General features: G+C 40.5%; 23 protein-coding genes. 9 read left to right on the plus strand and 14 right to left on the minus strand.

All coding sequences use genetic code 11. From position 1 onward, the window contains the following. Positions 1-167 precede the first annotated feature (167 nt). The 9 genes from VK664_RS16690 to VK664_RS16730 form a co-directional block, all read right to left on the minus strand. Positions 168-668 carry a hypothetical protein gene (locus tag VK664_RS16690; protein ID WP_461399825.1) on the minus strand — a complete coding sequence of 167 codons (501 nt, stop codon included), beginning with the start codon at positions 666-668 and terminating at the stop codon, positions 168-170. Positions 669-736: 68 nt separating this feature from the next. Beyond that, positions 737-1,219, minus strand: coding sequence for a hypothetical protein (locus VK664_RS16695; protein ID WP_461399826.1), 483 nt, complete (start codon positions 1,217-1,219; stop codon positions 737-739). A gap of 46 nt (positions 1,220-1,265) precedes the next feature. Next, positions 1,266-1,991 carry a hypothetical protein gene (locus tag VK664_RS16700; RefSeq protein ID WP_461399827.1) on the minus strand — a complete coding sequence of 242 codons (726 nt, stop codon included), beginning with the start codon at positions 1,989-1,991 and terminating at the stop codon, positions 1,266-1,268. Between the two features lie 34 nt (positions 1,992-2,025). Next, entirely contained in the window at positions 2,026-2,544 is a 519-nt protein-coding gene (locus VK664_RS16705) for a hypothetical protein (protein ID WP_461399828.1), read from the minus strand. A 55-nt stretch (positions 2,545-2,599) separates the two neighbouring features. After that, positions 2,600-3,064 (minus strand): hypothetical protein, encoded by a 465-nt coding sequence (locus VK664_RS16710; RefSeq protein ID WP_461399829.1) that lies wholly within the window; start codon positions 3,062-3,064, stop codon positions 2,600-2,602. 116 nt (positions 3,065-3,180) lie between these two features. Next, positions 3,181-3,645, minus strand: coding sequence for a hypothetical protein (locus VK664_RS16715; RefSeq protein ID WP_461399830.1), 465 nt, complete (start codon positions 3,643-3,645; stop codon positions 3,181-3,183). Between the two features lie 165 nt (positions 3,646-3,810). Then, positions 3,811-4,671, minus strand: coding sequence for a hypothetical protein (locus VK664_RS16720; protein ID WP_461399831.1), 861 nt, complete (start codon positions 4,669-4,671; stop codon positions 3,811-3,813). Positions 4,672-4,856: 185 nt separating this feature from the next. Beyond that, entirely contained in the window at positions 4,857-5,171 is a 315-nt protein-coding gene (locus tag VK664_RS16725; protein WP_461399832.1) for a hypothetical protein, read from the minus strand. Positions 5,172-5,351: 180 nt separating this feature from the next. Further along, positions 5,352-6,638, minus strand: coding sequence for a tyrosine-type recombinase/integrase (locus tag VK664_RS16730; RefSeq protein ID WP_461399833.1), 1,287 nt, complete (start codon positions 6,636-6,638; stop codon positions 5,352-5,354). 403 nt (positions 6,639-7,041) lie between these two features. On the opposite strand from VK664_RS16730, the gene VK664_RS16735 reads away from it, so the two are divergent. The 3 genes from VK664_RS16735 to VK664_RS16745 are packed head-to-tail and all read left to right on the plus strand — an operon-like array spanning position 7,042 to position 8,626. Then, positions 7,042-7,281, plus strand: a complete 240-nt coding sequence (locus VK664_RS16735; protein ID WP_461399834.1) for a helix-turn-helix domain-containing protein — start codon at positions 7,042-7,044, stop codon at positions 7,279-7,281. A 6-nt stretch (positions 7,282-7,287) separates the two neighbouring features. Continuing rightward, the gene (locus VK664_RS16740) at positions 7,288-7,632 is read left to right on the plus strand and encodes a HipA N-terminal domain-containing protein (protein WP_461399835.1); all 345 of its coding nucleotides are present in this window, start codon (positions 7,288-7,290) and stop codon (positions 7,630-7,632) included. Further along, a complete protein-coding gene (locus tag VK664_RS16745) occupies positions 7,619-8,626 on the plus strand; it encodes a HipA domain-containing protein (RefSeq protein WP_461399836.1) in 1,008 nt (335 codons plus the stop codon). Before VK664_RS16740 ends, VK664_RS16745 begins: the two co-directional genes overlap by 14 nt. Before the next feature lie 28 nt (positions 8,627-8,654). On the opposite strand, the gene VK664_RS16750 is transcribed toward VK664_RS16745, so the two are convergent. Continuing rightward, a complete protein-coding gene (locus VK664_RS16750; protein ID WP_461399837.1) occupies positions 8,655-9,074 on the minus strand; it encodes a serine hydrolase in 420 nt (139 codons plus the stop codon). A 232-nt stretch (positions 9,075-9,306) separates the two neighbouring features. On the opposite strand from VK664_RS16750, the gene VK664_RS16755 reads away from it, so the two are divergent. Next, positions 9,307-11,331, plus strand: coding sequence for an ABC transporter permease (locus VK664_RS16755; RefSeq protein ID WP_461399847.1), 2,025 nt, complete (start codon positions 9,307-9,309; stop codon positions 11,329-11,331). A 168-nt stretch (positions 11,332-11,499) separates the two neighbouring features. After that, the gene (locus VK664_RS16760; RefSeq protein ID WP_461399838.1) at positions 11,500-13,413 is read left to right on the plus strand and encodes a LamG-like jellyroll fold domain-containing protein; all 1,914 of its coding nucleotides are present in this window, start codon (positions 11,500-11,502) and stop codon (positions 13,411-13,413) included. A 249-nt stretch (positions 13,414-13,662) separates the two neighbouring features. Here VK664_RS16760 and VK664_RS16765 read toward each other — a convergent pair whose 3' ends face one another. Continuing rightward, complete coding sequence (locus VK664_RS16765; RefSeq protein WP_461399839.1) at positions 13,663-15,033, minus strand: T9SS type A sorting domain-containing protein; 1,371 nt, start codon at positions 15,031-15,033, stop codon at positions 13,663-13,665. A 458-nt stretch (positions 15,034-15,491) separates the two neighbouring features. Here VK664_RS16765 and VK664_RS16770 point away from each other — a divergent pair, with 458 nt between their 5' ends. Then, positions 15,492-16,550: an NAD(P)-dependent alcohol dehydrogenase gene (locus VK664_RS16770; protein ID WP_461399840.1), complete on the plus strand. Its 1,059-nt coding sequence runs from the start codon at positions 15,492-15,494 to the stop codon at positions 16,548-16,550. A 240-nt stretch (positions 16,551-16,790) separates the two neighbouring features. Beyond that, positions 16,791-17,567, plus strand: coding sequence for a DUF2490 domain-containing protein (locus VK664_RS16775; protein WP_461399841.1), 777 nt, complete (start codon positions 16,791-16,793; stop codon positions 17,565-17,567). A gap of 157 nt (positions 17,568-17,724) precedes the next feature. Here VK664_RS16775 and VK664_RS16780 read toward each other — a convergent pair whose 3' ends face one another. Together VK664_RS16780 and VK664_RS16785 are read right to left on the minus strand one after the other, a co-directional pair. After that, the gene (locus tag VK664_RS16780) at positions 17,725-18,819 is read right to left on the minus strand and encodes a Kelch repeat-containing protein (protein ID WP_461399842.1); all 1,095 of its coding nucleotides are present in this window, start codon (positions 18,817-18,819) and stop codon (positions 17,725-17,727) included. A gap of 380 nt (positions 18,820-19,199) precedes the next feature. Next, positions 19,200-20,255 carry a sensor histidine kinase gene (locus VK664_RS16785; RefSeq protein ID WP_461399843.1) on the minus strand — a complete coding sequence of 352 codons (1,056 nt, stop codon included), beginning with the start codon at positions 20,253-20,255 and terminating at the stop codon, positions 19,200-19,202. A 332-nt stretch (positions 20,256-20,587) separates the two neighbouring features. Between VK664_RS16785 and VK664_RS16790 the strand changes: the two genes are divergently transcribed. After that, positions 20,588-22,021 (plus strand): vanadium-dependent haloperoxidase, encoded by a 1,434-nt coding sequence (locus VK664_RS16790; RefSeq protein ID WP_461399844.1) that lies wholly within the window; start codon positions 20,588-20,590, stop codon positions 22,019-22,021. Positions 22,022-22,039: 18 nt separating this feature from the next. Here VK664_RS16790 and VK664_RS16795 read toward each other — a convergent pair whose 3' ends face one another. Beyond that, positions 22,040-22,630, minus strand: coding sequence for a Pr6Pr family membrane protein (locus VK664_RS16795; protein WP_461399845.1), 591 nt, complete (start codon positions 22,628-22,630; stop codon positions 22,040-22,042). Between the two features lie 109 nt (positions 22,631-22,739). Here VK664_RS16795 and VK664_RS16800 point away from each other — a divergent pair. Continuing rightward, on the plus strand, positions 22,740-23,456 hold a 717-nt coding region (locus VK664_RS16800), incomplete at its 3' end, for a GH3 family acyl-acid amido synthetase (protein ID WP_461399846.1).

The following is a 23,456-nucleotide window of genomic DNA, read 5'->3' on the forward strand; positions in this document are numbered from 1 at the left end:
CAATCTTTGCAAAAAATAATTAAAACCCTGTACTTTTATTCTTCATCATGCGTCCTTACAAAGAAATTTGTGCATGTTTCCTGCCTAAATATTGTGCACGCTTAATTGCCGAAAACTGTGCATTGTTAATTGCCGACTACAGGTAAGCAATTACCTCCCCAGGATGGCTAAACTTTAGCTGGTAGATGCTTTGCTATTTCTGTTTTGATCTCTTGGAAGCTTATCGTTTCAAATATCTTATGATTCGCACCTGTTTCAATAACACCGGCAAATTCATGCAGGTACTCACAGTACTTTGTTACCGACAGTTCTCCATCGTTTAAATCAGTATACATCTCCTGCCACATTTCCACCAGCAACCTTGCAGATATCTGTAAGGAGTACGTTAGCTGCTCTTTACTCCCTCTAAGGCGTCTTAGCATGGCATTTACTTCATCTTGGTTTCTTTCCAATCTATGCAGATCATTGTAGCCAGGTGGATTAGGGGATCCATAACGCAAATCCATTGCTTTGCTAGCCTCTTGCAAGTTGATAATCGCCTCCTCATATTTTTTTTGGCCCTGGATGATATGAACGTTCCATCTGGCATTAAACTCAAGCGTGTCTTTGACGAGGGATGGAAAGCGGTAAGCATAACTGTGGCTGGCTAATGCTGAATTTTTTGGCATCTTATTATTATTTTTTGATATTAAGCGATGGGAGCGATTTAAATATAATGTTAGGGGAGTTATCTGAATCAAGCCAGTGGTCTGTTTACCGCTATTGCCTGAACGATCTCTTTGAATACATCAGACTGGTAATGATTATTACGCCTTCCGGTTTCGAGCACTTTCCAGTATTCTATCAAGTATTCTTTGTATTTGGACTCCGTTAATACTTTGCTTGCAAGATCAGCTTGCATTTCATGCCAAAAGTTTTCCAGCTGTTTAGTTACATCTTCAATTTGCTCAATCAATCTTTTTTGAAGGATCTCGTTGTTAGAACTGGGTAGTTTGAGGTTGTCAACTTTTTTCTTAAGCCCTGCTATCCGCTCATAGCCTATCTTAATGCCATGAGCATGTAGATGTTGGCCCAACGATATCCCTAGCTCGATCTGCTCTGACTCGGCATCATAAACCTTTTGCCAATCAATGATGTCCACATAATACTGAAGATTCAGGCGTAAGGCCGTTTGAACGACTACAGGAAAATGGTCTGTATAATTTTGAACTTCTCTCATTGTATAAATATTATTCTTAATGCGATAGTTAGATTTAGTAAAGCGATCAACTCAAGTATTTTTTTTCGGTATCATCTAAGTTGCCACCAATCTCTTTGAACCGCTGTGCTGCGATCCGGAATAGGTTTTCCTTTAACTTGGCTGATGGGTCTTTGATCACGTGATCTACAGTAACAGCAGGCGGCTCCAGCTGTATCAAGTCAATATTGACGGCTGAATTAATAACAGTTGTCTCTAAATTTGTAATTTCCTCATGTTCAGAATTGATTATCTGGACACCCTCCGGTTCATGATGATCCTTTCTGCATAGACCTATTAGTTCCATCAATTCAACCTGCTCAGGAAATGTTAGTTTAGAAAAGTCGTACTTAGGTTTCTTCTCATCTAGGTTGATATCAACATTTTCATTTATATCAATTTGGAACGGTTCATTTCCAATCTGGAGTAAATTTTCCATTTGCGCCATGCTGTCTAGCGCGGTGCTATAAGCCCTCATTTTGTTTTTTCGGGATGCCTGCCATTCCTGGTGAGAGATCTTACCTGAGAGCACTTGTGCATATGGCAGCTCTTCTGTTTTCAGCAGCTGATTGATGTGTGCACCATATCTCACGGAATGCACAGAAATTATATCAGCCGGATTGGTCGGATAATCTGATCTTATTTGTGCCCTGACCTGCTGGATTGATTTCTCAGCCGTTTTTAGGCTCATCCTTGGATTTTCCTGATGAAGGGCGTGGAGAATAGCCGCATCACTCCGGTAGTGCTTAATCAATTCCCTGATCTTCTCTTTTCGCTTGTTGCTCATATTATTTTTTCTTTTTTATACCTTCTAAATCCAAGAGGGTGTGAGCCCTGCTGATTACTTTATCCCAAAGGGTGGGAGCAGTTTTAATTGATGGTGCCGAAACTATACTTGATTTGGCTTTTGGCTTGGACGGAGCTGGTGTTGCAGAAGATGCCTTTGAGATCGGTTTGGATCTTACCGGACTCGGAATACTGACTTTAGTTTGTACGACCGATTTGGATAAGGTGGCACTTTCACCTGCTTTCAATAATGAGTCACTAGTTACTTCAGTAGGTTTCTTTTTGCCATTTAACACATAAAGCTCAAACCGAACATGACCACCGACCTTAGCTTTCTCGAAATACCAACTCGTAACCTCTTCTTTGTATTCCTTCGATGTGAGTTGTCCAGTGTTGACAGATTTCATCAAGCTGTCATTGCCTCTTAGGATAGTCAAATAAGACTTGTAATCTTCCTGGGTGATCATACCGGCCTGAGCTGCGTTAGCAATTGCTCTGGGGTCAGTTGAATAATTTTGCATTATTAAATAGTTTTAATGATTTAGCGATTTTGTTACTGTCAATGTTATTTAGTTGTTACTCTAAAATAGAACCGTCCTGATAGCATGACATACCGCTACCGTTCTTGATAATATTTTTTATCATTCGTATGTACTCCCAGTGCTTTTTTGCTGAAAGAAAGCCGTTGGATTTATCCTGTTGAATATCCTTGAACATCTGCCTCACTTTGAATAGTAGTGAGCTGATCTGTACCTCGATCCGGTTAGCTATTTGATCAAAGTGGGGTTTCTGGTTTTTATAAGCCTCAAGGTCATCATCAATTGAATAGAATCGTTGTAGTTCAGGTTTGATACCTGCATCATGCAATTTGTTTAATTGAGCTAAAGCAGCTACCCATTCCTGTTTTATTTGGGTATACTTCCGGTACCAGGGTAAGCACTCCCTAACATACTGTTCATTGAGGCAGTCTATCTCTTTGATGGTTGGTTCAAAATCCTGGTAGAAGGAAGTGACATTAAAAATTCTCTCTTCGGGTGCCATTGATAGTTATTAATTGCAATCATGTTTAAAGCGATTTAAAAGCCGTTCTAGGCGGTCTGATGATTTTGCTTGCTAGTTACTAGTTTTGCAATTGCAAGTCAGCCTTGTAAGCCGTATTAGTTCAATTGTTTACTATATATCCTTCTTACCATTTGAAGGTGCTCACATGCTTTCTTTACTTCAGTCTCTTTTTTAGTTGGCTGACCCTGGTAATGTGATTTGTAAAACGGTTTTGATTTTTCAAGCAACAACAAACTTGATTTCTTATGGTTCTTGATCTGGGTATACCGGATTTTGGATATAAGACTTAAACCAAGGTAGGTATAGGTACCACCGTCAATACCCAACCGATGAATGAACTTTCCATCATGTAGGTGAAGTTTCTTGCACATCCTACTTGTCTCAGGACAAATAAAGAAGTAATGATATCCGGAGTTGCAGGGTAAATTGCTTTTTATCCTGATAAGTGGGACATGCTGTACTAAGTCAGGATTTTTTCTGTCCCAAATTTCAAGGTGGGGGAAGTCATTGTCTGTTACCACCACCATCCGGAATTGATATGATGCATAGTTGTTTTTCAAACTAATACTAGTTTTCCTATATCCAGGGATCACAGGTATTATACCCTTTTCCACTAATTGGCTTATGGTAATGGCTGGTAGTTGATCTACTTTGGTGATATGTGATTCTCTTCTGTTCAAATTGAAAGCTATAATAGTTAGGGAATGTATTCTGTTATGTGTATTCTATATTGCTATAGGTAGTATACTACCCTTATTTCCAAGTATATTACAAGCTGGATTTTCGCTTAACAATTGATTGAACTTGTTTTCGACTTCCACATCCGTGAAATCACGAATACAAACCTCAGGGTCTTTCAAGATCCGCAGATATCTTTTGCGGTCATTTTTGTATGTCTCCGGATTATGAGCTTTCAGATCTTCCCGAATCTCTTTGTTCTCCATAGCAGCGATGATTTTCTTTTCAGTTGCTGTTAGTTTATGCAAATTCCTTTGATCCTTTCGGATACATGTCCTTAATAACTCCAGGGAATGATTTGCCATATTTCTCATATTGTCGGGTGTTATAACTTGATTTAGAACAGGAGAAAAGCCAAACAATTTTGTTAAGTACTTAGAATTTCCACCTATTTCCCATCGTACTGTTGGTTCGATGGATAATTTAATCTGGTACCAGGAGTCAAACTCTTTGTCGTACATCTTCAGGAAATAGCCATTGACCTCACATTTGCTCCCATATCTATGACCCTGCTCCATCATGGATTCAAATTTCTTGAACTTGTACATCAACATCGTGTCTACAACCTCCATTGGTTGCTTGATAAGGTTAACGCCCCATTCTAGCTTTCCTAAGGATGCTGTCCACCAGTCAACACCTGTAATTTCGCATAGATCGTTTATGCACATTAATACTTCATGATAATAGAAATCACTGTGATTCCATCCGTGCCAGTATTTATGAATACTGTTTGTAAGCACTACCTTATTTCGGTACCACTGTATATAGATGTTTCTAATTTTAGTGTAGTAATAATTCACATCACCTTGACTATTAAAATGCGGTACATACAATTGCCCTCTATACATTACCGGAGCAGTTGATCCTGCATTATTAAAAAAAATAGTTGGGTGGTTTATTATTTTTGTGGCTCGCATATAATCAATCACTGCATATTAGGCGTATATTTACGCTGGCTTTGATGAAGCGATTTTTATTATTATTTTTTTCAATTAAGGAGGATGCTGAGCCTCCTTTTTTTATGTCAACAATTTTACCTTTTCGCTGTAATCATGTAATGATTGACATACTTTTCAAGCTCAGATTGTCTCACATATCTTTTTCCATTGATCTCCGCATAAGCCATTACCCTATCCTTAGTTAACCTGTTCTTTATTGTTTTGATTCCAACGCCTAATTCTTTAGCGATGTCCAGTTCACTTAATAGGGGATCTTTTGGTGGATTGCCGAATGCTTGTATTGTTTTATCCAATGTTTGTATATGAGCCTGGAACTGCTTGAATTGATCTAAGAACCATAGTTGGGATGATAACACCAGTTCATTAGTGGTGCTTTCGCTTGAAGGCATGACATTAGTATTATTGTTTTAGCGATTTTTCGGAAGACTGCTACGCAACTCTTCCTGCGATTTGTAGATGGTATAGTTGATCAGTGAGACCACCTGGCTACCTGCGATTAATTAATTAATGCACTGTAAAATTACGTACAATAACTTGGTTGGAGAAATTTTCCGCAAAAATCTTATATATTATCCTTCGAAGTTTTCAAAGAGTGTGTCCATCACTTTATCGGATCTCTTACTATCACCTCCACCTGAATACTGTTGAGTTGTTGAAATTTTTGAGTGTCCCATTGTATAACCTATCTCAAAAGCATTGATATTTTGATTCGTTGCTTCAGTGCCGAAGGAGTGGCGGGCAAGTTTGGTTGTTATTTTTTTATTGATATCAGCTAACTTTGCAATTACCTTCAAATGCCGATTTACAACGGTAGTTTTAGATTGAATTTGCCTTTCCCAGTATTCTGATTTTTCATCCATACCATTTTCTAAAAGGGGAAAAACATAGTCGGTTTTCAGATTTGCTTCATTACGATATGAATCAATAATTTTTTTTCCAGTTGGTTGTATCTTAACAGATGTGAATTTTCCCGTCTTTTTCATTTGATATTCAAACCGATCATTCTCTATTTCTTGCCATTTCAATTTCAGCAAGTCAGAGACCCTAACCCCGGCGTGGGTGTATGCAAAAATGAATATATTTTTAGCAGTATTAAGAGGTTCTGATAGTGTGAGTTTATTGATGGCTTGCATTTCTTGCATAGACAACCCTGGAGTATAGATCGATTTTCCCTCTTTGAGTTCCAGATCTTCGAAAGGGTTCCATGTCACCAGTTTTTGTTTTTTTACTCGCTTCCATATTAATCCGATCCTTTGGAAGTGCTTCCTGATAGTATTGGGATTATATTTTTCTTTCAGAAACCACATTTCAAGCCGCTCCAGGTAATCTTCCGATATGTCCTCAAAGGTTAACGGCTTTCCCTTTTGATAGTCTGTAAGAAGATTGTGAGTACTTTCGTATGTCCTCCATGTATTGTAGCTTTTCTTTGCTTTAATGATTGTATCTGAGTATGACTTAAAAAATAGCAGGTAATCCCTTCCCGTGGGTTTAACATCGGTAATTTTTTGCTTAATGTTGTGTGAGCTGATAACTTCGCCACCTTTTTTAAGATCACGTTCTCCTTGTTCAGCTGCTTCCAGATGATCAGAAATTTTACTATTAATTTTTTTTGCTCTAGGATTGATTGTGATTTCAACATCAGACTTTTCCCCATCACGCTTGTTGTCTTTCAATCGAGGCTTCGATTCCCACAGAAAACCAGTGTTTCCGTTGAAATCTGTTATCAGGCAGGATTCCTGGACAGATATGTATTTTACCTTACGATGTTTCGTTATCCGGATAAAAATCGGCACCTGACCATTGGCTTTAATCTTATCTTCTCTTAGTATGACCTTGTACTTAGTATCGTGAATCATGATTCAAATTATGCCCAATATTACGCAATAGGTAAAACATGGGTAAAACATTTACATACAAATATTTCCATTTTGTTGTATTGAGGTAACTTCTGAAACCTAGATGTGATAATGCAATTAGCTGAACTGTTAGAAATTAATGGAAAATCATGGAAATTTATATACGTTAGTGTAGTCCTGTCGGGACCACAGATCTGGAAGTCAAATTCTTCGCCAGGAAATAATCGTTAATTGACAACGAATTTAGTTGCTTGCATTTAAATTGATAAATAAAATGCGAATTATCCTGCGCTTCCAGGTATAACTTAGCCGTCAATCTTCAATAAACGTCAAATTGCGAAGTATACTGCGCTTTTTCTAGTTTTCCTGGTACTTTTCATATATTTGTATCAAAAAGCGAATTATGTTGCGTAATAACATCCTAATAATTGGTGAAGCTATTCGCAAGCGTCGGGAGTTATTGAATCTGTTACAGGTACAACTCGCTGCAATTTCAGGCATCAGTACGCGTACCATTCAACTGGTTGAAATGGGTAAGGCCAATCCGTCTTTGGAAACATTGATAAAATTAGCCGATCCATTAGGTCTTACAATAAAGCTATTGCTTAAAGAAACAGGTATCAAAAAACAAGATCAGGCATAATCTGTCATGGCAACGTCAACGAATATATCAGCCTGGGTGTTTTATAACGACAAGCTGGCCGGAGTATTAACTAAATCAGGAAAGAGCTACCGTTTTACCTACGATGAAGATTATCTTATTGCCGCTGGCAGCCGTCCGGTGAGTATTACACTTCCGCTCCGGAAAGATGCTCATGAAAGTGATATGCTCTTTCCTGCATTTGTCAACATGCTGAGCGAAGGTGCTAATAAGCGTATACAATGCCGTATGCTGAAAATCGATGAAAATGATTATTTCAGTTTATTATTGGCCACTACAAAAGATGACAGTATTGGACCCATTACTATAAAAGAAATCAATGAGCCTGCCTGAACTTAAATATTGCCCTTCCACGCTGCAGCCGGGATTTAATACTTACAGCCCGGTTGCACAACAGGCCTTATTTGGTAGCCGTACGAAAAAGGTCAGTCATATATTACCATTCGGACCACCGGGCAAAAATCCGGAACTAACCCGTGAGTATAATGAGAAAAGAAAAACGATCAGCATAAGTGGCGTACAGGAAAAATACAGTTTGCTGTTGCAGAAAAATGAATTAAAGCTCACAGCATCGAGAGGAACACATATTCTGAAACCCATACCAACAGAACGCCTTGAAAGAGTAGAAGACATGCCTGCTAATGAACATGTCACAATGCAGATAGCCCGACAGATTTTCAATATGAAAGCCGCAGCATGTGGTATGATCTTCTTTGACGACGGCTCACCAGCATATATCACCAGGAGATTTGATTACAAGCAAGATGGTGCTAAATACCAGATAGAAGATTTTGCCACATTGATGGGCAAAAGCCCTGAAAGGGAAGGGGACGATTTCAAGTATAATGCATCTTATTTGGATATAGCGAAGTTGATCACTAAATATGTTCCTGCAGCTACCGTAGAATTGATCAATTTCTTTCGGCTGGTTATGTTTAATTATCTGTTTGCTAACGGCGATGCTCACCTGAAGAATTTTGCATTGATGGAAAGTGAACAGGGTGACTACCTTCTGGCCCCGGCATATGACCTGTTGTGTACAGAGCTGCATATAGATGACGCAAATCTTGGTTTACATGGTGGTTTGTATGATGGAGATATGAATGAGCCTCCTTATCTGAATTATGGGATTTACACCCGCCAATCCTTTATTTTATTTGCAGAAAAAATAGGTATTCAAAAATCGCTGGCTGATAAAATCCTGGATGAATCTATAAAACCTATCCTGCCGGCAATGGAAATGATTAAACGAAGTTTTTTAAGTAAGGAAGCAAAGAAAAAATACCTACAAATCCTTGGTGAAAGGCATAAGCGGTTGTGGAAGTAAGGTTAATGCCGGAGATCGAAATCGAAGTTTATAATAGTTTAATTCCCGGACTTATAATTATAAGAAATATAATTTTCCCAATACCATGGAGTGTAAGTATCTCCAATAGCAGTTTCCAGGAGTTCTTTAAAATGCTTTCCGCGTTATCGCTATTACTCATTATAATAATACCGGTTCCCTGTTCAGGAAAAATAATAGAGTAGTGCTGAAAACCATCCCCATGTCCTTCTTTAAAGGCACCTGTGCCATAAGGCGATTGCAATAAAACCCAGCCTAATCCATAACTTAATTTTATTGCATCATTTGTGGCCGAATCACGCAAACTTAAAGGTCCGAATTGTTGTATTGACCGTAGTTTTATTTGCGGTGAAAACATTTCTTTTGTTGTTGATGGCGACAGTATGGTATTATTAAGCACTGCCTTTGTAAACAGGGTATAATCATCCAATGTAGTTTCCAGTGTACTGGCAGCCTTGCGTCATTGTCTTTGTCTTTCTCGTATAGCTCACCATTTGCCTTATGACCGAGAACATAATCCTTTTCAAATTTTTCCTGCCAGGATAAGAAGACATATTCATACCCAACGGCTTAAATACTTTCTCCTGCATTAATTCTTCTAATGACCTGCCCAACATTTTTTCAAGCACCACCTGTAAATAGTCTACAATAACAATGCTTTTCTGAAAACAGGTTGTTATACTGAACCAGACTTTAAGGATATAATCAGTCTTGATATGATCAGGGGAGGCTCATCAGCTTTTACTGGTATAAATAGCATTCTTATTGATGAATCGCTTTCAAAAACTTTATTTGGCCACGACGACCCGATAAATAAAGTTGTCAAATTGAATAGCTCTTATATGCTAAAGGTTGTCGGGGTTTATAAAGACCTTCCCGACAACAGCCGGTTCAGCGATTTCCATTTTATTACTGGTATTGATCAACTGTTCGCAGATTCAAAAGGTATGGATAACTGGTTTAGTAGTGCATTCAGTATTTATGGTCTCCTTAATGAGGCTAGCCAGGAAAAAGATGTTTCCGCTAAAATAGAAAATATTTTATTTGAACATTCCAAAGATGCAACGAAGCCGGTCTTGTTTTTATATCCCATGAGTCAATGGCGTTTGTACGACTTTAAAAATGGCAACCTGGTATCCGGCCGTTTGCAGTTTGTCTGGCTTTTCGGAATCATCGCAGTTTTCGTATTACTACTTGCATGTATCAATTTTATGAACCTGAGCACCGCCCGCAGTGAAAAGCGCGCGAGGGAGGTTGGGATACGCAAAACAATCGGAGCCGGAAGATCAAGCCTGGTCGGCCAGTTCTTCAGCGAATCTTTCGCAGTTGTTTTTGTTTCCTTTCTACTAACGCTATTACTGGTCGAACTAGCATTGCCCGGTTTTAATGAGCTATCAGGAAAACAGCTGGACTTTCCATGGACAAATTCATACACCTGGCTGATCAGTTTAAGCTTTTGTTTATTTACAGCTATCCTGGCTGGCAGTTATCCAGCAATCTATCTTTCTTCATTTCAACCCGTGAAAGTTTTGAAAGGAACATTTCGGGCTGGAAGATGCTCATCCGCCCCGCGTAAAATGCTTGTGGTTTTACAATTTACTGTTTCCATTATTCTGATCATCGGAACAATTATCGTTTTCCGGCAAATAGAATTTGCAAAAGATCGCCCGATCGGTTATGACCGCAATAATGTTGTCTCCATACCATATAATCCCATTCAACCCGCCCAGTATGTGTTACTAAGGAATAAATTACTGGAATCGGGAGCGGTTACCGGCGTATCAGCTTCATCAAGCCCGGCAACTGGCATTTTTTCTTCTGCAGCTAATCTTGACTGGAAAGGGAAAGATCCCAATCGCCAGGAAGTATTCGGAACGATTCTCGTTGATCCGGATTTTGGTGATGTATTAGGTTGGAAGTTGAAAGAAGGCCGTAATTTTTCCCGAAACTTTCTGACTGATTCCTCGGCTTTTTTATTTAATGAAGCGGCTATCAAACAAATGGGACTTGAACATCCGGTGGGTGAAACCGTGAAGTGGCATGGAAGAAACTGGACCGTCATAGGTGTGGTTAAGGATATGGTTATGAGATCTCCATTCGATCCTATTGTGCCTACCGTTTTCCTGATGGACGATAAGGAAAGATCATTTAATGTGATTAACATGAAGATCAATCCTTCCATGTCGGCGAGTGAATCCCTGGCCAGAGTGGAAGCCATCTACAAAGAGTTGTTGCCTGAAACTCCGTTTACTTACAAATTCGCTGACCAGGAATATAGTTTCAAATTTGCAAGCGAAGAACGGATCGGTAAACTGGCCCTCGTGTTTACTACACTTGCAATATTTATATCTTGTCTTGGTTTGTTTGGGATGGCATCATTTGTAGCCGAGCAGAGGACAAAAGAAATCGGAGTAAGAAAAGTTATAGGGGCTTCTGTATTTGATCTTTGGGCCATGCTATCAAAAGAATTTGTTTTGCTGGTAACTATCGCCTGTGTCATTGCCATGCCTCTGGCTTATTATTTCCTGCAAAACTGGTTGGTGGATTATGCCTACCATACAAAAATTTCCTGGTGGATCTTTTTCGCTTCAGGGGTTGGTTCAATATTATTGACTCTTGTAACTGTCAGTTATCAAAGTATAAAAGCTGCTTTAATGAATCCAGTAAAAAGCTTGAGATCTGAATGAAGAACGAAGCAAGTGTTATCAGACGCAACACTCAAATTTTACTTCCCGCCAATATACACCTAGTATAGCCTAGTAGAAATAAGATAAATTATTTTAAATGACTGAACATTAATGGCTTTTGCGTATCCGGGAATTTACTTTTGCTGGAAATCCAATTACACTATTCCTATGAAACAAATTTATCTCCTGATTTTTGCGACGATTTCCCTCAACGCGCAGTCACAGACAAATCATGCGCTTACATTTAATGGTACCTCAAACGTTGTAAACATCGGGACACCCCTGGCCACAGGCGCCTCTTATACAAAAGAAGCCTGGGTTTACCTGACTACCCATTCTGGTCCGCGAAATATCATTTCATCCGTTGATGTTCCTTTATGGATTGATAACGGTTTTTTAAGGGCAGGGCAGGCTGCAAACTACGACCATGTAAGAGATGCAACGTTATTTCCCATTAATCAATGGGTTCATGTTGCTGTTACATCTGCTGGTGGTGTTATGAAATTATATCGTGATGGAATATTGATTTCAACAAGTGTTCCGGGAATTGGTGCGTATATTGCTCAACCAACCTTTATCGGTGCACACCAGGGATCACAAGCATTTTGGGAAGGAGCAATAGATGAAGTGCGGATCTGGAGCACAGAACTTACCCAGGCTCAGATCAAAGCCACAATGTTTAAAGGCCCTGTCAGCAATGCAACAAACCTGGTTGATTATTATAAATTCAATGAAGGCGTGGGCACAACGCTTACAAATTCAAGTACCAACGGAACAGGTTCAAACGGTGCTATAGTCAGTGGCACCTGGTCAGCTTCACCCGTTATACAGAATGCTAATGCACTTAGCGTCGAAGGTGCTGCAACTGATTACGTAAATATCGGCAGCAGTGCGACATTAAAACCAACGACCGCTCTTACACACGAAGTCTGGATAAAAGCTGCAAACTTTTCTGTTGCCGGTACACAACAGGTAACTTCTAATTTTGAAAACGGTGGATATGGTATCGGACTTGTAAATAATAATATTCAGTGGGAACTAAAATCAAGTTCTTTTCCTACTGGCTATTCAGTTGTGACATATCCTGCTTCTAACCTTGTCAACAATCAATGGTATCATATTGCCGGCACTTTTGATGGTTCATTTATGCGTTTATACGTAAACGGTGTTGAAGTAGGATCCTTAAATTTAGGAGGCACAGGCAGAACAATTATTTACAACATTCCCGGTAACTCTATGTTGATCGGCGCTGAAGCATCATCAGGATCAGCCCCGGTTGCGGGTTTCTATTATAACGGCCTGGTGGATGAAGTGCGTATTTGGAATGTATTGAGAACCCCGGCAAAAATTCTGGAATTTGCTAACAAGGAATTGGATCCTTCAAATGGTACTGAAACATCAGGACTTGTTGCTTACTATACTTTCAACCAGGGAAATACCAACGGAACGAATACCGCACTCACAACTGTACCCGATCTGAAAGGCACAAACAATGGAACGCTGTTCAACTTTGCGCTGACAGGTACAACATCAAATTTTGTAACGCAGTCAATTTCACTGATACTTCTTCCGGTGGAATGGAAATCATTTACAGCGCGCGTACAGGACAATAAAACGTTTCTGCAGTGGAGCACATCCCGTGAAGCGAACACAAAGGAGTTCGGCGTACAACACAGCATGAATGGTAATTCCTTTACTAATATTGGAACTGTACTGGCTGCGGGCAACAGCGTAGCTGATAAAAATTATGGTTTTGTTCATGCTTCCCCTGTTACCGGTGCTAATTACTACAGGCTTGCACAAAAAGACATTGATGGAAATATAAATTATTCAGAGATACGCAAAATCGAGTTCAGGAAAGAAGCAAAACCTTTTGTAATTCAAAATACGATAGTTACAAATGGCCTCCTGAAAGTAATGATCAATAAACCATTGATGGTTTCTTTTTTCAACGGAGATGGCAAACTGCTGTTCAAAAAACAATACACACCAGGTTCGCATGACATAGAGGTCGCCCGTTTTCCGAAAGGAATGTACTGGCTCAGTACAAAAGGTAATACCGAAAAAGTGATGGTGAAGTAATCCTGTCAGATAATAAAATCCAAGATAAAATATAAGGCTGTCTCAATTTACTTTTGAGACAGCCTTTTCAATTGTTTATATTATCGGGCAATATATCAACTATCGCAGAAGTCGCAGCTTTAATTTGCTTTTTAGGAATCTTTCTGTTTATTATAATATCTGCAAACTGGTTGTGAGTATCCCTTGCTTTGTTGAAGAGCTATGAAGCTTCCATTTGAAGCTGAGCGATTAGCATGTCCGCTCAGGATATCATTGCAGTAAAAACCTCTGAGTAACTTCATTGCTTTTCAACAAATACATGCCCTTTTCGTAACCATTTACATTTATCTCATGTATCCCCTTTGGAAATGATCTCCTCCACAAACTTTTTCCATCAGCTGTGTAGAGTGATAAATCCATAGGGTTTCCCACCTGTATCCTCAGCACACTATTACTTATGGGATTGACTAATACAGAAAATGAAGGCTTAACACTGGCATATTTCAATATTGCAACTGCGCTATAACTGCCTTTACCATCAAGGTCAGTTTGCAGCAGTCGGTAATAATTATTTCCATTTGCCGGATTCGGATGCAGATAACGATAGTTTATAGTATTGTTGCTGGTTCCGCCTGCAGGAACAGTGCCAATGGACTTAAAAGCATTACCATCGATGCTGTGCTGAACCTCAAATTGTTTGGAGTTTTGTTCGCTGGCAGTTTGCCATTTAAGAAGCACATTCTGCGCTTGCAATTGTGCAGTGAAGCTAAGCCAGGTGATAGGAAGCGTAGCCAAAATTGAGTAATAGGATGCCTGGCTGAATTCGAGACTGGTTCTGCTCCCTCCTGAAAGAATAACAGGGAAAATAATTAACTCACTATAGCCTGCGCCTCCCGACATTTGATGGAAGGATCTGTCCCTGCCAATATTGTTCCATGTTGTACCCGTGCCAGGTATCGATGGTGCCAATTCATTAATAGTTAATGTGGTGGGCCAGGGAATCAGCAAAGGTGGCGTCAACACACCGTTGGACCAGGTGGAACCTGCCAGGATAGATGCAGAAGTTAAACCGTTTGCCAGAAAAAATGAAGAAGGAGATGAATGCCAGTAATATGATCCCGTATGTCCTAGTATAAAACCATATCCACCCGCCGCAAATCGGTGAACAGCCGAAACATGTCCTACGGTGGTCATATCTGCGGCAAGCTGCAATGAGTTGTAGCTGATGTTCGGAACCCCATAGAAACTAATAAATGGGCGACCGTTTTCTCTGACAATTGAGCCACTTATTACAAGAGATGGCTGGTTGATTAAAACCGCCTGCGTAATATTTTTGGTATTGCCACTTTGATCGTACCAGGCTGTTACAAAGCCATTGCCAATTCCCACAAATGATTTTAATGAAACTGTGTCGAGATCGCCATTGGCGGTAAATCCAATGTCCTGAACTGCATTGTCACTACTACGTCTCACCTGCAAGGCACTCCCTGCATATGAACTGCTTAGACGTCGCATGCTATAAGCTGCTGTTGAGAGCGCGCTTGCATTTAGGCCAACTTTGTCCAATTGATTTTGCGAATAGAGCTCACTAAAGAGAAATAGCGAGAAAAATAAAGGAAGAAGCTTAATACAAGTTTTCATTTTGGCAGACGTGGATGAATGTCAGTATGACCTATCCAAATAGTTTATTCAATAATTAGACATTTATTCACAGTTCCTGGATTGAGCTTTATAACGAAACTTTATCAGAAAAAATTGCTTCAGATAAAATGGATACAGAAATGAGGATCCATTCTTAGGAGAGACTACTGCTCAATTTGCACAGGCCTAAATGCCTATTGAAACGAGCATGCAGTCCCAATGAAGTTCTAAAAATAGAATCTATCGGCAATTAAAAGGTTGACATTCTATCGACTTTTTTTAGTTGGATTTATAAGGAGTAAATTAGTATCACAATTCCAATTATTGTATTCTATCGGCAACTTGCAAACTTTAAATATATTTTCTCTACATGTTAAGTCAGGTAGATTTTTCAGGATATTTGCCAGGTCTTAGATAACCTGGCGAAATAATATTTATCACATATAATTCTGCAAAAAATGAATGTAACAAATGTAAAAGCCTTTGGCACAGAATCATCTGAAGCGCCGTTAAAAGAAATGACCATTCCGAGAAGGGAGCCAACTCCTGCTGATGTTGAGATCGAAATCCTCTTTTGCGGCGTATGTCATTCTGATCTTCATACTGCCCGTAATGACTGGGGAGGCACAGTTTATCCCGCGATTCCGGGTCATGAGATCGTGGGCAAGGTGACAAAAGTAGGATCCGGCGTTTCCAGGTTCAAAGTAGGGGACATAGCTGCGGTAGGTTGTTTGGTGGATTCCTGCCAGAAATGCAAAAATTGCGAGAAGGACCTTGAACAGTATTGTTTAAACGGTTTCACCGGAACTTACAACAGCCCTGATAAACACCTCGGTAAACAAACTTATGGTGGTTATTCTCAAAAAGTTGTAGTGGATGAAGCTTTCGTGCTTAGTGTTCCAAAAAATCTGGACCTCGCCGCCACTGCACCTTTGCTTTGTGCGGGTATTACAACCTGGTCACCACTTCGTAAATGGAAAGTAGGAAAGGACAGTAATGTAGCAGTTGTAGGACTGGGTGGCTTGGGGCACATGGCTATTAAACTCGCTAAGGGACTGGGTGCGCATGTTACGCTGTTTTCACGCTCACCGAACAAAAAGCAGGATGCTATTGACCTGGGAGCAGATGAAGTGATTATTTCCACCAATCGCGATGAAATGAAAACAGTAGTTGGCAAGTTTGATCTGATCATCGACACGGTACCATATGTTCATGATCTTAATACCTATGTTCCTGCTTTAACAGCAACGGGGACGATTGCATTGGTGGGATTTTTAGGCCCACTGGATACTATGTTGAACACCGCGCCCATAGTTTTCGGCGGAAAGTCAATTTCAGGTTCACTGATTGGTGGTATCGCTGAAACACAGGAGATGCTTGATTTCTGCGGCGAACATAATATCACATCTGACATTGAAATTATCAAAATGCAGGATATTAATGATGCTTATGAAAGAATGCTGAAAAGTGATGTGCGTTATCGCTTTGTAATTGATATGGCTTCCCTGAAGGATTAATATATCTCGCCGGGCCATTGAACAAATACATTATACGGACCAGCAAATGGGTTGAAATATGGCCCTTTTGCTGGTCTTCGTTATTTCAAATCTTAAAAACTACATACCAGGACGACAATTGGGCTTTATACAAGTGTTGAACAATCTTGCCGGTCCGGGTTCAAATGTTGAATTGTATATTATGTTTTTATATTTGGTAGTCGGGCGGATTCTGAGACAAAGATCAACTAATCGCAATCTATGAACAACAGCTATTGTTCTTCGGTGAAAAAACGCTTTCTCAAAAGAAGTCTGCAACTGATTACATACCTGGTTTTTACCGCTGCTTTACTTCGGGCACAATCACCAACCGAGCAGGTCTGGTTTGAATACATGCTCAATTATCCGTTCGCGAAGAAATTCAACCTGGAGAACGCTTTTACTTATAGCACCCTGATAAGCAAACCGAGATGGTGGGCACTGGATTATGCACCTACATTGGAATACGCGCTTAGTCCACGAATCGACCTGATGGCGGCTTCAACGTTTTCCTACACGCTGCAATCAGAAGATTACAATTCATTTGAAATACGGCCCATGCTGGGAACCAAAATACATATAACTCCGTATAGGCGAATCAATCTCAGGCTGTTATTACGATTCGAGATGCGAAACATAAAAAACCTGGAAACAAAAGAATGGCAAACCACTTTCCGTCCCAGGTCCAGGGGCGAATTGCTTGTTCCATTTAACCAACGGTCGATGTCGGCTGATAAACTTTGGTATGGTTTAGCTGATGTGGAATGGTTTTTTGCGATAGAAGATGTTGAAGAACGTTTTGCAAACAGGTTCAGGGTTCGTGCGGGATTGGGTTACCGGGTGAACTATGGATCACGATTTGAATTTATTTATACACTCCAGAAATCAAAAAATTCGATCGACGATGATTTTTATACCGCTGATAATATTTTCAGATTCAGGTATAAACATTATCTGCGGAAGCATAAACCTACAACTTCATCTGGTACTGGAAATTAATTGTGATTAGATGATGTTAGTGATTAATTGCATGATACCTTTTCTTAAAAGCTGATGGATTTTCACCGGTTACTTGGGTTAGAAAATTGGTGAACCAGATGACTGTAAATATTTTAATTCAAAACGCTTCAGCGAAAGCAGCAAAGTTACAACCGTATTAACGGGCAGCTCGTTTTCCATTACACTCAAGCCTAAACATATCGACAGAATTTAAAGGACCAGCTGCCCCGTTTCCGCCACCAAATAAAACATTATTGCCTGCACCTGCGGCTGCCAGTGATGATTTGGCTTCACTCAAAGTTTCAGTTGACCATCCATTTGTAACTACATCAAAAACATCAACCACGTTGGATGCGCTTCCGCCTCCTATGAAAATCTTATTTCCGGCTGTTGCTGCAGAAAGTTCCGATCTTGAGGTGCTGAGTGATGCGGTTGACCAGGAATTGGTTGCTACATCATAAATATCTACCTGGTTTGAGGCGCCCCCAGAAGCGTTACCTCCCGCGAACAGGATTTTATTACCTGCTGATGCAGCTGCCAGGTAATCCCTGGCCTGGCTCAACAAGGCTGTGGTCCAGGTACCGGTAATTACGTCATAGATGTCGACAACAGCGCTTTTTGCAGCACCGGTAGTCCTTCCCCCGCCGAATACAATTTTGTTTCCCGCGGAAGCTGCTGCAAGACCGGTACGTGCTACACTGAGGTTAGCTGTTGTCCAGCTGTTGAGATCTACATTATATATATCAACCGTAGAAGTGTACTGATTATTTCCAAATCCTCCTCCAAACACAATTTTATTCCCGGCACCCGCACCGGCTAATCCATTCCTGTCCTCACTCAAACTTGCGGTGGTCCAGCTGTTTGAAGCGACATCATAAATGTCTACAACGTCTGTTACAAAATCAGCCCCACCGGGATAACCTCCCGCAAATACCATTTTGTTCCCGGCTGAAGCCGCAGCAAAAGAATACCTGCCCAGGCTCAATGATGCGTTTGTCCACGTGCCTGAAACTATATCATAGATTTCAACCGCATCCGAAAAATTTGTGTTGATGTCCACAACTCCACCTGCAAATGCAATCTTATTTCCTGAAGAAGTAGCAACCAGTCCATATCTAGGTTCAGTAAGATCGTCTTCAGGAGTTTTTATAATTGAAGGAACACAATCTTCAGGTAGGTCGCAATGTTTTTTGCAGGCAGTGAAGAATAATAATACGGCCATAGCTGCGGAAAAGAGATAAATTTTTTTCATGGTAAACAAGTTTAAAAATGATAGAAAGTTTTGAAGTCACTTTTATAAGGAGCTACTTTTATAATAAGTCGGGACGCTTATGAGCCAGTAAGCACTGACACTTATGAGCCATAAGCAATGGCGCTTATGAAACAATAACCGATGATGTCAGTTAGCTAATAGACACAGTGACCTTAGGCCAGTAAGCAAATAGACTCAAGCCGAAACTCAGGTCGAAACTCAGGTCGAAACTCAGACAGAAACTCAGGCAGACAGAAAGTCGATGGAATTATGGATATAGATATATTCGACGGATGTTTGGAAATTCCGGTAACAAATAATCCTAGTTTTTTTTATTGAGGGTGGCAGATTTTAATATCAGGTCTGAAAAAATTCTTTGTTCAACGGTGACTTGCCAGGTTGATCTTCAAAGTAGCTGTAAACTCCGAAGGGGCTTGTTGAACCGAAAGATTATAATCTGTATAAAGTAAATGCAGCTGTCGCCTTAAGTTAGAAAGCCCGATATGTTCGGTCACATTTCCTGGTTGGCTAACTGCCTCGGAAGAATTTTTTACAATAAAAAGCAACTGCCTGTTTTTAACTGAAAGATGGATATCTACGTAAGGCATACCCCTGGTTTCGGAAACCCCATGTTTGAATGCGTTTTCAACCAGGGGAATCAGCAACAATGGAGGAATAGCCTGTTTCATGTCTTCAATATTATTATTGAAATTGACACGAAGCGAATCGTCATAGCGTAGTTGCTCAAGTGCAATATAGTCGCCGATTATTTTTAATTCCTGTTCAATGGCTATAAAATCCCCACCGGTTTCGTACAGCATATACCTTAATATTTTCGACAACCGTAAAATTGATTCGGGCGCCAGGTCAGACTTATCCCTGGCCAGTGCGTAAATATTATTCAATGTATTAAATAAGAAATGCGGATTGGTTTGTGATTTAAGATAATTCAGCTCTGCCTGTTGTTTTTCGATCTGTAGCTGTTGGGTGGCTTGTGTTAGTTTGTAGTAATTATATAAGTGCCTGATGATTCCGAAAAAGAAAACAGAGCCCATGCTGAAGGACATCTGCTGGGTAACTACACCATCGATTGTTTCAGCTGTTTGATAGGGAGTATAAATGTGCAGACCCATTCCAAATAATCTCCATGCGTAGAGTCCCCATGAATACAGCATCAGTAAAAGGAAGATCATTCCTATCCCAACAAAGACATTTCTGATAATTGATTTTCTTTTTTGACGGATAAACGGAATGGTATATTCAAAAAGAAAAAAGTTGAGTGCCAGCACATAGATTGTTCGCCAGCTGTTGTTGATAGCCCGGTCAAAAAAAGTATCAGGGTTGGTTGCGAGGTCGTGAATGAGGTTGAGGGATAAAAATGCAAGTGCCACCCATAGGTAAAATCTCACTGTTTTTTTATCGAGTGGCTGCTTCATGTTTTTAAAATAGAAATAAATATCGGCAAATCTTTTTCTTCCCGGTTCTATAATCTATAGATGACCCAAAGTGATACACAGGCAACATAAATGAGTCAATCAAATAAATGCCATATGGAAGTATATATTAAGCCAGGTCATTCAGGCAATTTCCAAACCCGGTTTCTGAAACAGGCAGTCAACAGTCGTTTGTAGACCTTGATCCGCTGTTCATTGACGGCGGATAAATGTTATTCGTTTAATTGGATACACTTGCATCAGGATATAAAATGATGTGAAAGAAAATCATTTATATAAACCCTGGATTCCAACAACAATTAAAATACTAAAAGATGAAACAGATCATGCTTTCAACCATTCTCTTCCTGGCTGTAACAATTGCATCCGCTCAAACTACCGGAGACAAACAACCGGCCAATTATAAGCAGCAACCGGCTAATTACAAACAATTGGCTGCCTACCAACAGCCGGCAAATTATGAAGCCGCCTCCTGGAAAATCTGGCACATTGATAACCCGCAGGAAATAACTATCGCCGCTCCTCCCGGTACCGGTCAATCGAAAATTGAGCTGGAGGCTATAAAACAAGGCCTGAAAAATCTTGACGAATCAAAACTGGCAATTATTAAATACTGGGATGCGGGCGCGCCCGCGTACCGCTGGAACCAAATTGCTACCACGGTGATACCTTGGGACAATCCTGACGTGTTACTCAGGATGCCCCTGGCCTGGATGAATTTAGCTGTTTATGATGCCACCATCATTGCCTGGCAGGAGAAGCTCAGGCACAAAAGGAAAAGACCCGCTACCGGTGATCCTTCATTAAAAGCTGTCATAAGTGGACCGTCTACTTTTTCATACCCATGTGAACATACGGTAACAGCCGCTGCAGCGGCATATGTGCTGGCTTATTTTATTCCTGCGAAAGGGGATTCAATCCTGGATCTTGCCCGTGCTGCATCTCAATCCCGGGTTGATGCTGGTGTTCAATATCCAAGTGATATCGAAGCTGGTTGGAAGCTGGGCGAACAGGTGGCCAAACAAATTATTGCAAAAGCAAAAAATGATGGATCAACAAAAAAGTATACAGGACCTGTAAACAAAGATCCGAAAAAGTGGACGGGGGCTTACCAGATGGGTATTACGCTTCCTTTATTTGAACCACTGTTTTTAAACTCAGTTGATCAGTTCCGCCCACCACCGCCGCCGGATTTTGAAAACGAGATGAAAGAAATGAAAAACTTTAAGCAAACGTTCAGATCCCGCAGTCTTGCTTATTTATGGGCAAATCTTGGCCCTGAATTTTGGACGGAGATTGCAAGCCAGAAGATGTTTGAAAATCGTATGGGTGATGATGCGCCGGCGGTTGCAAGGATATACGCCATAATGAATTCGGCCTTCCGCGAGGTGATAGTTGCCGTTTTTGATGCGAAATATGCTTACTGGGGCATAAGACCATCACAGTATGACAGCACTTTCAAACCTTTGATACAAACGCCACCGTTTCCAGGCTATCCTTCGGGCCACGCAGCTGGTGCCGGTGCTACTGCTGCGGTATTGGAATATTTTTTTCCGGCAGACGCAAAACAATTTCACCAGCTGGCGCAAGACTGTGCGGATTCCCGGTTTTATGCAGGAATTCATTTCAAGGTAGACAATGAAACTGCACTTACCATGGGAAAAGCGCTGGGAAAGTATGTAGTGGAAACCTGGATGAAAAATGAAATCAGTGAGTCTGGGCTGAGGACAGTAAACCGGGATAAGTGATAATTGTTTAATAGAATTTTATGTACGCCTGTTTCCAAAAAAAATTAATGTTGCCGAAACAACAATCACCGCTACCGCGATTCCTGCGGAGTTAATAAAAACCTGCAGGATGGATAATTTGCTAAGATCAATGAAAGGGTATGGATAGAATCTGGAAAAAGATCCGCGTGTTAATACAAAAATTACATAAATAAGCGGGTAAAGTAACCAGGGTAATATGGCCTTGTATGGCAACTGATTTTTTTTCACAAAAAAGATCCACTGCAAAAGAAACAACAAAGGTACAATGGTGTGCAGCAATTCATCAACCGGCTTCTGCAAACCAGTGGGTTTCCAGAGGGGTCTGAGCACAAGGTTATAAACAATGCCTACAATCAGTATATAAGTAGTTGCCGCTGTTTGTGTGGTGTACCGGGCAGAAAATCTGCCTGTGGCTGAATCAGGTAATAGCAGGATTGAAGTGCAAACAACCGCCACAACCAGGTTTGTGAGCAATGTGAAATAACTGAAATACCTGGTGAGGATTTCAGGTAATGACGCCGCTTTGCTTCCGATATTCAATTTCATCTGGGCTGCCAGTGCAAACCATCCACATAAAGCGAGTAGCATCAATATTGATTTTCGCAAGGGAGGATTCTTTTGAGCATTGTGCATAATTGTTAAAGTTCGTGGATTTTGTTGGGGCATAAAAATTGCAAAGTGAGGTAAACAGAACTCTATGGCGCTGATAGGTGAAGTTATTAAAAAGGCAATCGATTTTAAAGGTTATATCAGTTCCGACCCGAACCCGGTAAAGGCACAGAAAGCCGTGCTCAAACAGTTGCTTAAAAAAGCCAGGTTAACAGCTTTTGGCAGAAAATATAAATTCGGTGAAATCCTTCAAAGTAAGGACCTGGTAAATTCATTTCAACAAAATGTTCCATACCATGATTACGACAAGATCTATTCAGAATGGTGGAAGTACCTGATAGATGGACATCAGAATGTAACCTGGCCCGGTGGACAAAAGTTTTTTGCCCTCAGCAGTGGAACTACCAGCAACAAAAAGTATATTCCTGTTACAGATGATATGATCAACTCGATCCGTAAATCAGGTATGCAACAAGTGATGAGTCTAACAAACTTCGAGCTTCCGGGTGACTTTTTTGAAAAGCAGATCATGATGCTCGGAAGCAGTACCAGCCTGCTCCAGGCCGAAGATCACCAGGAAGGTGAAATAAGCGGAATCAGCGCTGCGAATATACCCACCTGGTTCAAAAGTTTTTACAAACCTGGTTTTGAAATCTCCTCAATTGAAGACTGGGACGAGCGGGTAAGGAAAATTGCGGAGGAAGCCCCCGGCTGGGACATTGGAAGTATCACCGGCATTCCCTCATGGGTGGAGCTGATGCTTAAAGAAATAATCAGTGTAAACAAACTCAATAATATTCATGAT

The organism is Flavitalea sp. (assembly GCF_035489435.1).
Lineage (GTDB): Bacteria > Bacteroidota > Bacteroidia > Chitinophagales > Chitinophagaceae > DATHKG01.

Coding starts and splice junctions, on each gene's coding strand:
- VK664_RS16690 (WP_461399825.1), bottom strand. CDS start 668: ATGCCAAAAAATTCAGCATTAGCCAGCCACAGTTATGCTTACCGCTTT.
- VK664_RS16695 (WP_461399826.1), bottom strand. CDS start 1,219: ATGAGAGAAGTTCAAAATTATACAGACCATTTTCCTGTAGTCGTTCAA.
- VK664_RS16705 (WP_461399828.1), bottom strand. CDS start 2,544: ATGCAAAATTATTCAACTGACCCCAGAGCAATTGCTAACGCAGCTCAG.
- VK664_RS16710 (WP_461399829.1), bottom strand. CDS start 3,064: ATGGCACCCGAAGAGAGAATTTTTAATGTCACTTCCTTCTACCAGGAT.
- VK664_RS16720 (WP_461399831.1), bottom strand. CDS start 4,671: ATGTATAGAGGGCAATTGTATGTACCGCATTTTAATAGTCAAGGTGAT.
- VK664_RS16725 (WP_461399832.1), bottom strand. CDS start 5,171: ATGCCTTCAAGCGAAAGCACCACTAATGAACTGGTGTTATCATCCCAA.
- VK664_RS16730 (WP_461399833.1), bottom strand. CDS start 6,638: ATGATTCACGATACTAAGTACAAGGTCATACTAAGAGAAGATAAGATT.
- VK664_RS16735 (WP_461399834.1), top strand. CDS start 7,042: ATGTTGCGTAATAACATCCTAATAATTGGTGAAGCTATTCGCAAGCGT.
- VK664_RS16740 (WP_461399835.1), top strand. CDS start 7,288: ATGGCAACGTCAACGAATATATCAGCCTGGGTGTTTTATAACGACAAG.
- VK664_RS16745 (WP_461399836.1), top strand. CDS start 7,619: ATGAGCCTGCCTGAACTTAAATATTGCCCTTCCACGCTGCAGCCGGGA.
- VK664_RS16760 (WP_461399838.1), top strand. CDS start 11,500: ATGAAACAAATTTATCTCCTGATTTTTGCGACGATTTCCCTCAACGCG.
- VK664_RS16765 (WP_461399839.1), bottom strand. CDS start 15,033: ATGAAAACTTGTATTAAGCTTCTTCCTTTATTTTTCTCGCTATTTCTC.
- VK664_RS16770 (WP_461399840.1), top strand. CDS start 15,492: ATGAATGTAACAAATGTAAAAGCCTTTGGCACAGAATCATCTGAAGCG.
- VK664_RS16775 (WP_461399841.1), top strand. CDS start 16,791: ATGAACAACAGCTATTGTTCTTCGGTGAAAAAACGCTTTCTCAAAAGA.
- VK664_RS16780 (WP_461399842.1), bottom strand. CDS start 18,819: ATGAAAAAAATTTATCTCTTTTCCGCAGCTATGGCCGTATTATTATTC.
- VK664_RS16785 (WP_461399843.1), bottom strand. CDS start 20,255: ATGAAGCAGCCACTCGATAAAAAAACAGTGAGATTTTACCTATGGGTG.
- VK664_RS16790 (WP_461399844.1), top strand. CDS start 20,588: ATGAAACAGATCATGCTTTCAACCATTCTCTTCCTGGCTGTAACAATT.
- VK664_RS16795 (WP_461399845.1), bottom strand. CDS start 22,630: ATGCTACTCGCTTTATGTGGATGGTTTGCACTGGCAGCCCAGATGAAA.